We start from the raw sequence: 14,759 nt of genomic DNA, 5'->3' as shown, positions 1-14,759 counted from the left end.
ATCAGTTAATTCTGTTAATTGATCGGATCTTTTTTTAATTAAACTTGTTTATAACTCTCTTATTTATCCACAACATTGACTTCAATTAAGGTTATTAATGCGATCATAACAGCTTATGATCGTTGTTTGTCACAGAGTTATCCACAAAAAATAAATTTGTTTGCTTAAATTTTTATCTTTTATTGCTCATAAATTAAGCTAGCTAATTTAAGTTAATTAGAGGATTTTAGTTAAAAACAATTTATAATAGCAGAAGTTGTATAGATAAATATGTTGTTATGAGTATTAAACAGTTCTACAAAATTCAAAATAAGATCGTCAGTCGTTCTTGGCGCCATAAACCAACTTATCCTGTTCTACCGAGCTGGGAGACTGAATTTGTCTGCATTAAAGGAATAATTGAGCGTATAGATTTACAAGAAGAGTATAATTATTTTGAATTCGTACCTAAAAGCGAACTTAAAAATAGGATAATTAATACTTATATTAATGATTTATCTCCTGAGTATAATTTTGAGGAATTAAAAAAAGATTTCTTAGCAAAAGAAGTTAATTCTTCTATTGATACAGCATCTCTTGAGTTTGATTTTAAGGAATTTAAAAAAAGCTTATTAGCAAAAGAGCCTTCTATTAATGCTGCATCTCTTGAATTTGATTTTGAGAAATTTAAAAAAAGCTTCTTAGCAGAAAAAGTTAATCCTTTTTTAATTAAGGCTAATTTTGTTAATGTTCAAATTGATGGTGTTATTTATCGAGGTTGGATAGGTGATTGCCCTTTTCAAGCGGGTGAAAAAGTTGCTGTTATAGCGCAGTGGCAAGAAGATCATTATGAACTTTATGCTTTAACTAAACCTGACGAAAGGATTATTAGTATATGTCCTAATTGCAGTAAAGGACGAATAGCTTATTTAATACATCAAGCTAAAGCGACATTATTTCTGATCCTTTTTTTTATGATTCTTTTTAATGTTTTTTATATTTTAGTTTGGGGTAGTCTCTATCAATTACTTCATTTAACAGCTGAATATATCTCTTTTATGAAACCTATATTCTTTGGTAGTAGTATTTTTTGCAGTATTGGTATGATTATTGAATCTATACCTAATGTTAATAAAAAAGCAAAAATAGCCGAGAAAATTTTTAAAACTTTAAATCTGCCGAAAATAGCTAGAATGGATTTAAGACGTTTTACTAATAAAAAAGTCGCTAAATTAAAACAAAAAAAGCAGCATAATAGTGTGAAACCTTCTAAAAGGTTCTTTCTTGGAAAAAATGAAAATAATTTATTTTATTATTAATGAATAATAATAAGTTAAAGTTTATAACTAAATAGCATTTTAGTTATGTTATTATTTGTTTTTTTGTAGGTTAACTAGTTTTTGTATATCGATTTTTAATAGCTGCTTTTGCTAACTTATTTTGTTCTCTATAAAAGTAATTGATTTTTGTGAAAGCAAATTTATACTTAGTATGATTGTATTTTTATTGTGAGGTCATTTTATTACTCTTTCACAGTTGCCTTTACCTTTTATATTACCTAATAACGAAACATTTGATAGTTTCTATGTGGGTGATAATCAGCTATTGTTTGATTCTTTGCAAACCTTACTTGATAGGGAAGGTTTTAATGTCTTTTATATATGGTCAGCAAGCGCAGCTGGTCGTACGCATCTATTGCATGCTTCAAGCCAAAATAAATTAGCTAGTTATATTCCATTAAAGCAACATGTTTTATTGGTTCCTGAAATTTTACAAGGTTTAGATAATTATGATTTGGTTTGTTTAGATGACATTGATGCCATAGCTGGTCATCGAGATTGGGAAGAGGCAATATTTGATTTATTTAACCGTTTAACTGAAAAAAATGTTAGTAAACTTTTAATAACTGCTTGTGCTCCGCCTAAACAAATTCCTTTTATCTTGCCTGATTTAGCTTCAAGATTGACTTGGGGACAGGTTTATCAGCTAAAAGAATTAAGTGATGAAGATAAACTAAAAGCTCTGCAACTTAGAGCGCAATTAAGTGGCTTTGAGTTATCAACTGAAGTTGGTTTGTTTTTGTTAAAACGTGTTAATCGCGATATGCGAACATTGTTTTCTTTAATGGAAAAATTTGAGGTTGCAACATTAGCTCAACAACGCAAATTAACTATTCCTTTTATTAAAAATATTTTGGATTTGTAAAAATGACTAAAAAACCTGATGCTATCGTTTTTTTCGATTTAGATGGTACTTTATTTGATAGTAATATAGAAGTGTTGCCAAGTTCTTATGCTGCAATTGAAAGATTAAAGCAAAATAATATTATACCTATGCTCGCAACAGGCCGAACCCCTATGGAAGCCGCTAAATTGATGAAAGAGACGGGCATAAATTCGATTATAGCAATGAATGGCCAAGCTGTTATTTATGAAAAAGAAGTCGTATTTACCAATAATATTGATAAAAATGTTATTACTAGATTATATGAATTTTCAAGGGAAAAAATGAATATTCCTTTGTCTTTTTATAATTATAATAAGATGAGAGTCAGTGAAATTAATCAAGCTACCGAACAGTTTTATCGTTCTTTAAAACTAGAAATTCCTCCGGTTGATGATCAAATTTATTTAAAAGAACAGATTCAGATGTTGTTATTGCTTTGTGAGCAAGGCGAATCGCCTTATCGAGAAGCTTTTCCTGAATTAACTTTTATTCGTAATACTCATTATTGTGTTGATGTCTTTAACCATGGTGGATCGAAAGGTAACGGCATTAATGAATTATTAAAAACCAAAGGTTTTGATAATGTACCTACTTATGCATTTGGTGATGGTATGAATGATTTAGAAATGTTCTTAACCGTTGATCATCCAATTGCTATGGCTAATGCAGTTGATGATTTGAAAGATAAAGCTGAGTATATAACCGATAATAATGATAATGATGGTATTGCTAAAGCGTTGCAAAAATTTGGTTTAATTTAAATTTAGATATAAAAAAAATCATCTAATCTTATCAATTAGATGATTTTTTATTTAATTATAAATCGTTATTTTGGATTATGTTGTTTAAAACCAACATTATTGTTACCAAAACAGTTATCATAATCAAAGCCAGTTAGTTCTTTAACTAAGCTTCTTATTTCTGGTGTTGCATCTTCTTTTTTACCACCAGTTTTTAATCTATCAAGTTCTTGAATAATAAGTGCATGAGTAGATTTGTCTAATTTCATTCGGTAAGTAAAGAAAATACCTAATAATGCCATTCCACACACGCCAAAGATAAGAACTAAGTTAATTGCAGTCACTGCACTATCTGGTTGAACGGTATTTACACCAGAGACAAAACCTGAGTATTTCAATACAATTCCTAGAATAAATACAATGGTCGCTCGCATTAGTTTTCCAGCCATAGTCATTGCACCTGCATAGATACCTTCACGACGTCTTCCGGTTAATACTTCATCGATATCAGCTAAGAAGGTGTATACACTCCACGGAATGTAATAAACCCCACCAGTTCCTAAACCAAACCAAATTGTAATACCAATAACAATCCAAGTAACATGAGGCATGTTAAAATAATAGACTCCGATATAACCAATTACTGAAGATATTACGATTAGTATTGCAATAACAAATGGTCTTTTGAATCCTCGTTTTACACACCAAGCCATAAAGAATGCCGTTGAAATTAACTGACATATACTACTTAAACTATTCATTTGTGAAACAAAAGTTTTAGGTTGGCCTAAGTTAAATACTACAAAATAGGTAAATGTTGCCGCGAATAGCCATTCAGCACCAAAACCAAATAGATACATACCTAAATGGTTTCTAAATGTTTTTAAACGGAAGGTTGAAAACACATCTGAGAATAATTTAACAATGCTTTCCCAAAGACCAGAAGTTGTTTCATCTTCAATTTCATCAATTGATTTTTCCCAACTATTTAGGTAAAGCAAGATTAATGCAATAGCCATAATAGTTGCATAAGTAATACCTGTTAGTAAGAACGGTAATGGGGAGTCTTTACCATCAAATAGATAGAAAAATACCCCTGGAATTGCTGCAGCTAAGAAATTAGCAACTTTACCAAACATTGCTTTAGAACCGGCTAAGTAAGTTCTTTGATCAAAGTTTTTGGTCATCTCTACCGGTAAAGTATTATATGGAATCATAATCATGGTATAGATGAATTCAAATAAAATATAGGTAGTTAAGTAGTACCAAAAATTCATGCCATCAACCCAAAGTAATGGGTAAATAATCATACATGGAACAGCAAATAAAATGAAAAATCGGCGACGGCCAAATCGACGGCCAAGTTTTGTGTGGTTAAAATTATCAGTAATAAATCCCATTAATGGATTTAGAATGACATCTAAATAAGTAGCGATTGAAAAAATTAATGTTGCTTGAAATGCAGAAAGACCACAGAATGTTGTATAAAAATATAGTAACCAAGCAGCACTAATTGCTAGCGCCCCACTTCCTATCAAATTACCACTACCATACGAAAATCGAGTTAGTGTGGTTATTTTCTTTTGATTGTCAGCCATAAATTTATTTCCTTTAATAATTATGAAATACCGTTTTAAAAATATTATTAGAATAATACTAAATTTATACAAATTTATTTCAAAATTTTTTAAGAAATGTGACGTTGGTAACAATTTATTTAATTTGAAAAGTTAATATATTGATATTATTATAAATTAAATTGATAAATATCATAGAGTTATTGTTTTTCTGAAATTGTTTTCTGAAATTGTGATCTTATTAACAGAAAACATTAAAAAAATAATAAAAAATATAAAACAGTATTTCAAAAAATATATTAAAAATAGGAAAACAATAATGAGTCATTTTAAATTAAAAAAAATACCGCTTTTAATGTTTCTATCCACCTTTCCTATCTATTCTTTTGCTGGTTCAAGTCAAACAACCTTTCAATATGAACATAACTGGAAATCAATGGATCGAATTCACGGTGATACTATTAAGTTAATTCATAAAACTGATGATAATTGGCAGTATGAATTTAAATTTGGTGTCAATGAAGGAGGTGGAAATAAACGTGATGTTTTATATGATGATATGTATGGTGGTTCCGGTGGTGTAGTTATTCAAAAAACTTATACCCTTGATAACAACTGGGGAGCAATTATTCCGTCATTAGAATTAGGTTTTTCCAAAGATTCAACGCTTTACCAACCGGGTTTAAAATATAGTTATAAAATTAATAGTGATTGGGCAACTAGTTTACGTTATCGCTATGAATGGAAAAAAATATCTCATGCTGAACGTTATAAAACAGCTAAAGTATCTGGTGAACAAGTTAAATATGTTGCTAGCAGTAATGCTGGGCGGAACCGTATAGATTGGGCATTAATGTACTCAGGCATTAAGGCATTTAATTTTGCTTATACATTCAACTATTATATTGGTGATTTTACTAACAATTCTTATAAAGTAGAAAAAAAAGTTTTTGTTAAAAATAAATATAAAGTTTATAACAATAAAAAAACAGATTATGAGCAAGAATTTAAAATTACCTATAATTATTCAAAATTATTCCGTCCTTATTTTTCTATTTCTGATGTATCAAAAAATAAAACGACTGATACTAGACAAGCTAAGTTTAAAGTTGGTTTCAATTATGCTTTTGGTCAATCGAATAGTAAAAACTCTGATTTTGCTTACAACACCTATTTTAAATATGCACATCATTATGGTTTAAGTTCGCATTATCATGGTGATAGCTTTGGTTTATATACTGATTTTGATAAAAAAGGCTATGTTGGTCTTAGTGTAAATACCTATAACCAATTAAAAAATAGATTATTCTTTGATGATGTTGTTTCAAGCCATTATCAAATATATGGCGGTTACAATTTTTATTTAGCTGATCAGTGGGTACTGACTCCAAATATGGAAGTTAGGTTCTATTCTGGTGGTGGTTATAAAGCTAAAAGTAAAGAAAACTTACCTTATTATCAATTAGGTGATGTAAGTGACTCACAACGACCAGGTGTTCGTTATTCCCCTGCTTTAAAATTGACTTGGTTACAAAGTGATGATGTATCGTTTTATAGCCAATATCGGTTTGAATATCGAAAGGTTTCAAGAAGTAAACGTGAAGATAGTGTCCAAGGCTATGTTGATAACCGATCACGTAACCGTTTTGATATAGGTACCGATATCAACTTGTCTGATGATTGGAATATTGGCTATCGCTTTTCATACTTAAAAGGAAATTATGTACTACACAATGATAAACGGCACGATTATCAACAAGAATTGGATATAAACTGGCAAGCAACTAAAGCTTGGCAAGTGAATTTTGCTGCTGAAGACGTAGCAAAAAGTGTTCATTCTGACGCAAGGGAAGCTAAATTAGCACTAGGATTATCATATTTGTTTTAATTTTAGCTAGTTAATAAAGCGATGTGTTAAAAAAACGGTTAGTGGTGAAAAGATGATAAAGAAAACCTTTTTTGGACTGTTATTGATTACAACTTCAATCAGCCAAGTGTTAGCAAGTACTGAAATACAAGGTTATATTTATGTGAATAAACCAATTAGTTCATCGGTAATTATTCGTGATGCTAATAATAAAATTTTGCAAACAACCAGTAATAAAGCAGGATTTTATCAGCAGGATGTATCAAATCTAACGCCACCACTAATTGTTTTTACTAATGAAAACTCTCTTGCCCGAAAAGCGGATGACAACCTAATTTGTAGTGGTAATTGTTTAGTTTCATATGTCCATAGTTTACAAAAAGATCGGAAAAATACGGTTAATATTAATCCATTAACTGATTTTTTAGCTAGTGAATTAGCTAAAAAAGTAAATCTTTTAGGTTCAGAAGATTTGGTTAATAATCAATCATCTTTTCCAATAGATGATGCTGCATTAAGCTCTACTTATAATAAATTTAATCTATTATTTGATAAAGCATTACATCAAATAGGTATTGAAGATAAATCTTTTGATCCTATTACGAATATAAATCAAGATATTACTAAACTACTGGATGTGCTGTTATTTAATCGAGGATATAGTTCGGCAACAGGTAAAGTAACTGAAACAATATTGTTCGATATGCGTTTAGTACCAATTAGCCAAGATGCCCCTTTAGATTACTATCAAGCAGCTAAGCAAAAAGAAAAAAATATAAATGCTAAAAAGCGTATTTTTATCTTAGGTGACTCGACAGCTTCTAATTATGATAAAAAAGTTTATCCGCGAATGGGGTGGGGACAAGTTTTTGATCAGTATATTGATGATAAAACAGATACCATTGTTATTAATGGCGCACAATCCGGTCGTTCAAGTCGTAGTTTTAAAACCGAAGGTTGGTTTGATTTAATTAAACCTTTTATGAAAAACGGTGATTATATGATCATCGTTTTTGGTCATAATGATGAAAAATGTGACAGTAGCAACCCTAAACGAGGTAAAGTGGATGTTGCTAATTTGTGTACTTATCCTAATGATGCTAATAACCAAAAACAGTATCCATCAAATCAAGAAAATATGTCGTTTCAAGCTTCATTAGAAAGTTACCTTGCTGTGGCGAAAGAGTTAGATATGACGCCAATTTTAATGACTCCTGTCACTCGTTATAAAGATAAAAATAATAAAATAGCTTATCAAGATCAGAATAAAAATCCTGTTAGTCATCTGCATTACACCACCAATAAATCAGGTTTTGCTTATTGGGGAGATTATTCTAGTACCATTAAACATACAGCTAAAGTTAACCAAGTCGCTTTAATTGATTTGGAATCATTAAGTATTGATTTCGCTAATCAACATAAAGATGACTGGCAGTCTTATTGGTTGGTAGTTGATCCTAATGATCCTAACTATCCCTATTACAAAACCCAATCATCTGGTGTGATTGGCAATCCTGATGCTACGCATTTTCAAGAAAAGGGTGCGCATGCGATAGCTAAAATTATTGCGACAGCAATTAGCAACCATCCGCAATTAAAACAGAATCTTGTTGATGTAAAAAAATTTATCAATAAAAATTAAGGTATTAAATTAAAATGAAAAAATTACTAATCGCAATGTTAATTCCACTGACTATTAACTCATATAGTTTAACTTGTCATGCTTTATCGCCTGCTCCGGTGAAAGTTTCACAGGCTCTGGATGTTGCTCCACAAAATGGTTTTGCTGGAGTTGATATAGCTAATAATAGTGGTACAACGGGGGGATCTAAAGCTAAAAAAAACATGATCTTTTTGGTTAACAATAAGAAGGATCTTTTAGATGCCATTGCGATCAATAAAGATCAACCGCGGATTATTCAAATATCAGGGATAATTGATATTAGTGAAAATAAACCTTATAAAAATTTTGATGACCAGAAAGCTCGCTCCTTGATCAAAATTCCTAGTAACACAACGTTAATTGGTGTTGGTGATAACGCAGGTTTTATCAATGGCTCAATTATGTTATCGAAAGTAAATAATGTCATTATTCGAAATTTAAAAATTGAAGCCCCGATAGATGTTGAACCTAAATTTGAGGATGGTGATGGTTGGAATGCTGAATGGGATGGTATAAATATTATTTCCTCTACTTATGTTTGGGTTGATCATGTTACTTTAACTGATGGTAATTTTACCGATGATATGTACCATGAAAAAGATGGCTGGAAATATGTACAACATGATGGTTTGTTAGACATTAAGCGTGGTAGTGATTTTATTACTATCTCTTATTGTTTATTTGAAAACCATGATAAAACTATGTTAATTGGTCATAGTGATAAAAATGCTGAGCAAGATGAAGGTAAGTTGAATATCACGCTTCATCATAATGTTTTTAGTGATATTACTCAACGGGCTCCGCGTGTAAGATTTGGTAAAATCCACCTCTATAACAACCTTTTTAAAGGGTCAGTTAATAAATCTAAAACAGTATATCCATATCAATATTCTATTGGCTTAGGCTATAAAGGTAGTGTTCTTTCAGAAAATAACCTATTTATGATTGATGGTCTGAAAGATAACTGCAAAGTGGCAAAACAATTTAAAGGATCTAGTCTACAAGATAACAACTCTCTATTTAATCAATCTAAATTGAAATTATCCTCTTGTGGTTTTGATGAGCATTTGAATTGGTCAGTACCTTATCAATACAGCATGGATGATATTAAGCAGTTTAGCAAAAATTATAGCCGACTAGTCGGTGCTGGAAATCTTTAAAATTATTGAATTAAACAAATATGTTAGGATCCATAATGAAAAAAATATTAACTTCAATACTTTGTTTGTCTACGCTTTATGTTAATGCTGCTTCAGCACAAGAATGGAAAGCGATAGCTTTTGGTCAATCAACAGATTTAAATTTTGCTTCACTGATTAAGCCGGAGAAAGTAGGGACCAATAATGCTTGGATTGCTGGTCAAAAAGATTATTTAGTTCCAAATCAACCTTATCAATTACCATCAGATTTTTACCTAGAAAGTCGTGGAGGTAAAATCGCTAACTCTCATGATGGAATGGTGGTGTTTTATACCCAATTACCGGTAAATCAGACTTTTACTTTAGAAAGTGATGTTACTTTGGAACAAATAGGGCCGGAAGTCGACGGTAAAACACCTGCAGCTCAAGAAGCTGTTGGTTTATTTGCTCGCGATACTATAGGTGTTGCTAGAAGTGAACCTCAGCCAGCTGGTTATGAAGAATTTCCAAATGCTTCCAACGTTATTATGAATGCGTTAATTACTCAAAATCAGAAAAATGATAATTTAGTAAAAGTAACTGGCTTAGTACGTGATGGGGTTAACAAGGCATGGGGTAATGAAGGCATTTCAATAGAAAAAGTTGGTTATGTTGAAAATGTTAATTATGTAGATGTTAAAAGTATGCATTTGACAATGACAAGAACAGCCAATCAATTTATTTTATCGATGAAAAATAATGCAACAGGTGAAGAGAAACAGTGGACAACCAATGATTATGCCGGTTTTTTAAATCAACAAGATAGCAAAAATATTTATGTTGGTTTTTTTGCTTCTAGAAATGCAAAAGTTGAATTTAAAAATTCTATATTAACTCTCAATGATGAAAAAGTTAATTATGATAAATTACCTACTAAACCAGTAGTAGTTATTGATATTAAGCCAACGTTAATTTTATCATCACCACAAGATGCTTATAGTAAAAATTATACATTACAATTTTTCCCAAATACTTCAGGTACTGTTTTAGTTAAGGAAATTAATAAAACATTGAAGGCGGAAGTAGGTAAATTATTACAGTTTTCAACTCAATTAAAAGATGGAAGTAATACTTTTACTGTTGAGTTTAAAGATAAGGCAAAAACTAATACCCAAACGTTTACCGTTAATCTAAATAAATCATCGATTGAAAATTTATCTAATATTGTCGTTTCACCAGAAGGTAAAAAGGATAATAAAGGTACTAATCAATCCCCTGTTGATTTTATAACCGCAATTAATAGTGTTGAGCCGGGTGGTGTTATTTATTTAATGGATGGCTATTATAATGGTGTTACACTTCCTGCTCAATTAAGTGGATTACCTGATAAATTAAAAACGATACAAGCCATTAATAAGCATAAAGCAATTTTTATCAATAGTACCTTTAATTTGGATAGCCATTATTGGTCTATTAAACATGTTATCTTTGATGGAAATATTGATAATAAAGATAATAAGCCCGCTTATTTAAGAATTTCAGGTAGTCATAATGTGATTGATCAAGTGATTACTCGTAATAATAGTGATACTGGACTAGCAATATCAGCAAAAACCAAAAATCAAAACAGAATTTATTGGCCATCCTATAACTTAATCATTAATTCTGATTCTTATAATAATATGGATAAATCAGGAAAAAATGCAGATGGATTTGCCGCTAAGTTAGGTGTAGGTAAAGGTAATGTCTTTAGAGGATGTATTGCTCATAATAATACTGATGATGGATTTGATCTTTATAATAAAATTGAAGATGGTCCAAACGATCCAGTATTAATTGATAGTTCTGTTACTTATTCGAATGGGTTTCCTTTCTCAAAGCCAAATATTGCTAAAGGTAGTATTGGTAACGGCTTTAAATTAGGTGCTGAAGGCCAGCCAGTAAATCATAAAATTATTAATTCAATTTCGTTAAATAACAATATGGATGGGTTTACTGATAATTTTAATACTGGTTCTTATATTATGAACAATAATATTTCAATTAACAGTGCCAGATATAATTATATTCTACGAGCTAACCCTTATGAATTTCTTAAACCAGAGGTCACGTTTGAACATAATTACTCTATTCGTGATAGTTGGCAAGCCGCAATAAAAGACTCATTTGGACCACAGATTAAAAGTAAAGATTTTAAATCTGTGACCAGCAGTGAATTATGGAAAGACAATGTTGATTTTAAAATAATTCGTGATCAAAATGGTAATATAGTTTTACCAAAAGAGTTAAAAATCTTAATTGAAAAGAATAAAGCTAAATAATTAAAGAGTTATCAATCTATAAGAACGCTAAGTCTAATAATCAGATTTAGCGTTTTTATTCTTTTTATTATCAATTCAATTTTACTTATTTCTATTCGTCAGTTAGTTTTTAATCTTGTTCAATAAGCTATTATTAATAAGGATATTTAAGTTTATTGCTAACCTTAGCTTAAATATTAATTTAATTGTTATGAAGAAATGTAGAAATAAAAAAGTGTCATTTCATCAATTGAGTTGAAATGACACTGACATTATAGGATGTAGTAATTAATTAATATCAATTAAGCTAATAGGCTTTTGATATAAGCTGTTATTTCAGGATCTTGGCTGTTTTCAAATAAACATTTTTGGAAACGTTCGCCTTTGATTGCATCTTTAAGTAATGATTGATCAATTGATTTCAATGCTTCGATTAAACTTTTTCCTGCAGCATTTTTCATATCATTTAAAATTACCGCATTAGCATTTTGAGATTCTCGGCGTTCAGGTGGATAACCTAAACCTTTTTCACCATCAAATGCTTTTTCAAAAATATAACGAGCATTAAGTTCTGCACCCCAACCAAAGCCTTTAGCAAAAGCAAGTGATAATGCATTACCATTATTCACTTGTGCAAATAAATAAGCATCAGTAGGTTCGATACAATAACCACAATTAACACCAGGAAATGCATTTAATGCCATTAATGCGCCTTGGCCTGTGCCACATCCGGTGATAACAAAATCAACTGCTTTACTGTTTAATAAAATAGCGCTAATTATACCTAAATGAACATAAGTTAATTTTTTATCATTGTCGCCATCCATGCCAACATTAAAAACAGTATGTCCATATTTCTCAGTTGCATTTTTTAATTCATTTAAAATAATTGGATTTTTAGCTGCTTGGCTAAACTCGTTCATTAGTGCTATTTTCATGATTTCCCTCTATTTTCATTGAAATAATAACAAACCATCTAACAATTTTGTCATTTGTTATTAGTACTTACGCTTTAATTATAAGCTCGCAAAAAAATATATCAATTTTTTTAACTAAAATAAAACGATGTTTTAATAAATTTATTGCAATGTGATGAAAGTCACAAAACCATCATAGTTTTTATATTACTATATTTTACAAATCATAATATTTTGAACTTTTTATTATACTTATATTCAGGGAGTTTATATGGCTAAGGGAAATATCGTAAAGCTATCATATTCATCATTTACTGATGAAGATTCAAAAAATGAAATTATCCGGTTAACGCCAGAAGGTGTTTTATGCCATCGTAACTATTTTTATCAAAAATGCTTTACCAATGATGGTCAAAAGTTACTCTTTGCCGGTGAATTTGACTCTAATCGCAACTACTATTTGCTTGATATTGAAAATCAAACAGCAAAACAACTTACTGAAGGACCTGGCGATAATACCTTTGGTGGTTTTTTATCACCAGATGATAAATTTTTATACTATGTCAAAAATGAACGTAACTTACAACAAGTCAATCTTGAAACTTTAGAAGAAAAAAATGTTTATACAGTACCCGATGAATGGGTTGGTTATGGTACATGGGTTGCTAATAGCGATTGTAATGAAATTGTTGGCATTGAAATTGATAAAAAAGATTGGACACCACTCACTGACTGGACAATATTTAAAGCGTTTTACGATAAAAACCCACACTGCCGTTTAATCAAAATTAATATTGAAACTGGTGTTGCTAAAACGGTTATTGATCAAAATGTATGGTTGGGCCATCCAATCTTTAGACCTTTTGATGATAAAACTATCGCATTTTGTCATGAAGGGCCGCATGATTTAGTTGATGCACGAATTTGGTTAGTTGATCGTGATGGTAAAAATGAACGAAAAGCTCATGATAATTTACCTGGTGAAAGTTGTACGCATGAGTTTTGGGTACCAGATGGTTCAGGATTAGCTTATGTATCTTATATGAAAGGACAACAAGAGCGCTATATTCGTCTTTATAATCCAGTAACCAATGAAGATAAAGAGATTATGGAAATGCCAGCCTGTTCACATTTAATGAGCAATTTTGATGGCACGCTTTATATCGGTGATGGAACAGGAAGCCCTGTTGATGTTATTGATACTAGTGGTTATAAAATTGAAAATGATCCATGGCTTTATATTTTAGCGCCTAAAACCAAAACAGCACATAAACTCGTTAAACATAATAGTACATGGCGAGTTTTAGATGGTGACCGTCAAGTTACTCACCCTCATCCATCGTTTTCACCTGATAATAAATACGTTTTATATTCTTGTGATGCACAAGATGAACCTGCACTTTATTTAACCAAAGTGCCAGCTAACATATTAGAAGAAATGTGATAGAGCGATTTTGTCTGTCACAACTATAACGGAGAATATAATTATGTCGATTTTAAATAAATTTTCACTCAACAATAAAATAGCGCTGGTTACCGGCGCTTCTTATGGTATCGGTTTTGAAATAGCAAAATCATTAGCTGGTGCCGGAGCGAAAATCGTATTTAATGATGTGGTACCTGAAAATTTACAAAAAGGTCTTGAAGCTTATAAAGAAGCAGGCATTGATGCACATGGCTATTTATTTGATATAACCGATGAAGCTGCGGTTGAAAAATCAATTGCGCAAATTGAAAAAGAACATGGTGTGATTGATATTTTAGTGAATAATGCCGGCATTATTCAACGCAAATCAATGCTTGAAACAAGTGCTGCCGATTATCGAAAAATTATCGATATTGATCTTACAGGTCAATTCATTATGGCAAAAGCAGTGCTTCCTTCTATGATCAAAAAAGGCAGTGGTAAAATTATTAACATCTGCTCAATGATGAGTGAGCTTGGCCGTGAAACCGTTGTTGGTTATGCATCAGCTAAGGGCGGCTTAAAAATGTTAACTAAAAATATTTGTTCTGAATTTGGTCATGCCAATATTCAATGTAATGGTATTGGTCCTGGTTATATTGCAACTCCACAAACGGCACCATTACGCGAAAAACAGGCTGATGGTTCTCGTCATCCTTTTGATCAGTTTATTATTGCTAAAACACCAGCTGGACGCTGGGGAACTCCAGATGATTTAGCGGGTGCAGCAGTATTTTTAGCATCGGAAGCTTCAAACTTTGTAAATGGTCATATTCTTTATGTTGATGGTGGTATCTTAGCCTATATTGGTAAACAACCTTAATGCCATAACATTGAAAATTAATTGATTTAAGAGATAATAAATTAAAGGGAAGTTTTTATTATCTCTGTTTATTTTATAAATTTA

Annotated in this window: 11 protein-coding genes; 9 read left to right on the top strand and 2 right to left on the bottom strand. The window is 30.9% G+C overall.

Annotated features, from left to right (window positions below):
- Positions 1 to 278 precede the first annotated feature (278 nt).
- From AC5LWZ_RS01205 to AC5LWZ_RS01195, 3 genes are all read left to right on the top strand, one after another.
- Complete coding sequence (locus tag AC5LWZ_RS01205) at positions 279 to 1,298, top strand: putative type VI secretion system effector (protein ID WP_198222512.1); 1,020 nt, start codon at positions 279 to 281, stop codon at positions 1,296 to 1,298.
- A gap of 202 nt (positions 1,299 to 1,500) precedes the next feature.
- Complete coding sequence (gene hda, locus AC5LWZ_RS01200) at positions 1,501 to 2,184, top strand: DnaA inactivator Hda (RefSeq protein WP_065651976.1); 684 nt, start codon at positions 1,501 to 1,503, stop codon at positions 2,182 to 2,184.
- Between the two features lie 2 nt (positions 2,185 to 2,186).
- Positions 2,187 to 2,966 (top strand): Cof-type HAD-IIB family hydrolase, encoded by a 780-nt coding sequence (locus AC5LWZ_RS01195; protein WP_198201482.1) that lies wholly within the window; start codon positions 2,187 to 2,189, stop codon positions 2,964 to 2,966.
- Positions 2,967 to 3,031: 65 nt separating this feature from the next.
- On the opposite strand, the gene AC5LWZ_RS01190 is transcribed toward AC5LWZ_RS01195, so the two are convergent.
- Complete coding sequence (locus tag AC5LWZ_RS01190; protein WP_493463838.1) at positions 3,032 to 4,543, bottom strand: MFS transporter; 1,512 nt, start codon at positions 4,541 to 4,543, stop codon at positions 3,032 to 3,034.
- A 298-nt stretch (positions 4,544 to 4,841) separates the two neighbouring features.
- On the opposite strand from AC5LWZ_RS01190, the gene AC5LWZ_RS01185 reads away from it, so the two are divergent.
- The 4 genes from AC5LWZ_RS01185 to AC5LWZ_RS01170 are packed head-to-tail and all read left to right on the top strand — an operon-like array spanning position 4,842 to position 11,491.
- Positions 4,842 to 6,410: an oligogalacturonate-specific porin KdgM family protein gene (locus AC5LWZ_RS01185; protein ID WP_294882697.1), complete on the top strand. Its 1,569-nt coding sequence runs from the start codon at positions 4,842 to 4,844 to the stop codon at positions 6,408 to 6,410.
- 52 nt (positions 6,411 to 6,462) lie between these two features.
- Positions 6,463 to 8,031: an SGNH/GDSL hydrolase family protein gene (locus AC5LWZ_RS01180; protein WP_493463837.1), complete on the top strand. Its 1,569-nt coding sequence runs from the start codon at positions 6,463 to 6,465 to the stop codon at positions 8,029 to 8,031.
- 14 nt (positions 8,032 to 8,045) lie between these two features.
- Positions 8,046 to 9,212 (top strand): pectate lyase family protein, encoded by a 1,167-nt coding sequence (locus AC5LWZ_RS01175; RefSeq protein ID WP_294882700.1) that lies wholly within the window; start codon positions 8,046 to 8,048, stop codon positions 9,210 to 9,212.
- 35 nt (positions 9,213 to 9,247) lie between these two features.
- Positions 9,248 to 11,491, top strand: coding sequence for a right-handed parallel beta-helix repeat-containing protein (locus AC5LWZ_RS01170; protein ID WP_493463836.1), 2,244 nt, complete (start codon positions 9,248 to 9,250; stop codon positions 11,489 to 11,491).
- Between the two features lie 281 nt (positions 11,492 to 11,772).
- Here AC5LWZ_RS01170 and AC5LWZ_RS01165 read toward each other — a convergent pair whose 3' ends face one another.
- On the bottom strand, positions 11,773 to 12,408 hold the full coding sequence (locus AC5LWZ_RS01165) for an RpiB/LacA/LacB family sugar-phosphate isomerase (protein WP_110446869.1): 636 nt from the start codon (positions 12,406 to 12,408) through the stop codon (positions 11,773 to 11,775).
- 250 nt (positions 12,409 to 12,658) lie between these two features.
- On the opposite strand from AC5LWZ_RS01165, the gene AC5LWZ_RS01160 reads away from it, so the two are divergent.
- Together AC5LWZ_RS01160 and AC5LWZ_RS01155 are read left to right on the top strand one after the other, a co-directional pair.
- A complete protein-coding gene (locus AC5LWZ_RS01160) occupies positions 12,659 to 13,831 on the top strand; it encodes an oligogalacturonate lyase family protein (RefSeq protein ID WP_493463835.1) in 1,173 nt (390 codons plus the stop codon).
- Between the two features lie 49 nt (positions 13,832 to 13,880).
- Complete coding sequence (locus tag AC5LWZ_RS01155) at positions 13,881 to 14,675, top strand: gluconate 5-dehydrogenase (RefSeq protein ID WP_110446884.1); 795 nt, start codon at positions 13,881 to 13,883, stop codon at positions 14,673 to 14,675.
- The last annotated feature ends 84 nt before the right edge of the window (positions 14,676 to 14,759 follow it).

The organism is Gilliamella sp. LMG 34362 (assembly GCF_984569125.1).
The sequence above is the reverse complement of the archived record's forward strand: the minus strand, read 5'-3'. Positions and strand labels throughout refer to the sequence as shown.

Excerpts from the sequence above, each read along its gene's own strand:
- AC5LWZ_RS01205 (WP_198222512.1), top strand. The coding sequence starts at position 279 with ATGAGTATTAAACAGTTCTACAAAATTCAAAATAAGATCGTCAGTCGT.
- AC5LWZ_RS01195 (WP_198201482.1), top strand. The coding sequence starts at position 2,187 with ATGACTAAAAAACCTGATGCTATCGTTTTTTTCGATTTAGATGGTACT.
- AC5LWZ_RS01190 (WP_493463838.1), bottom strand. The coding sequence starts at position 4,543 with ATGGCTGACAATCAAAAGAAAATAACCACACTAACTCGATTTTCGTAT.
- AC5LWZ_RS01185 (WP_294882697.1), top strand. The coding sequence starts at position 4,842 with ATGAGTCATTTTAAATTAAAAAAAATACCGCTTTTAATGTTTCTATCC.
- AC5LWZ_RS01180 (WP_493463837.1), top strand. The coding sequence starts at position 6,463 with ATGATAAAGAAAACCTTTTTTGGACTGTTATTGATTACAACTTCAATC.
- AC5LWZ_RS01175 (WP_294882700.1), top strand. The coding sequence starts at position 8,046 with ATGAAAAAATTACTAATCGCAATGTTAATTCCACTGACTATTAACTCA.
- AC5LWZ_RS01170 (WP_493463836.1), top strand. The coding sequence starts at position 9,248 with ATGAAAAAAATATTAACTTCAATACTTTGTTTGTCTACGCTTTATGTT.
- AC5LWZ_RS01165 (WP_110446869.1), bottom strand. The coding sequence starts at position 12,408 with ATGAAAATAGCACTAATGAACGAGTTTAGCCAAGCAGCTAAAAATCCA.
- AC5LWZ_RS01160 (WP_493463835.1), top strand. The coding sequence starts at position 12,659 with ATGGCTAAGGGAAATATCGTAAAGCTATCATATTCATCATTTACTGAT.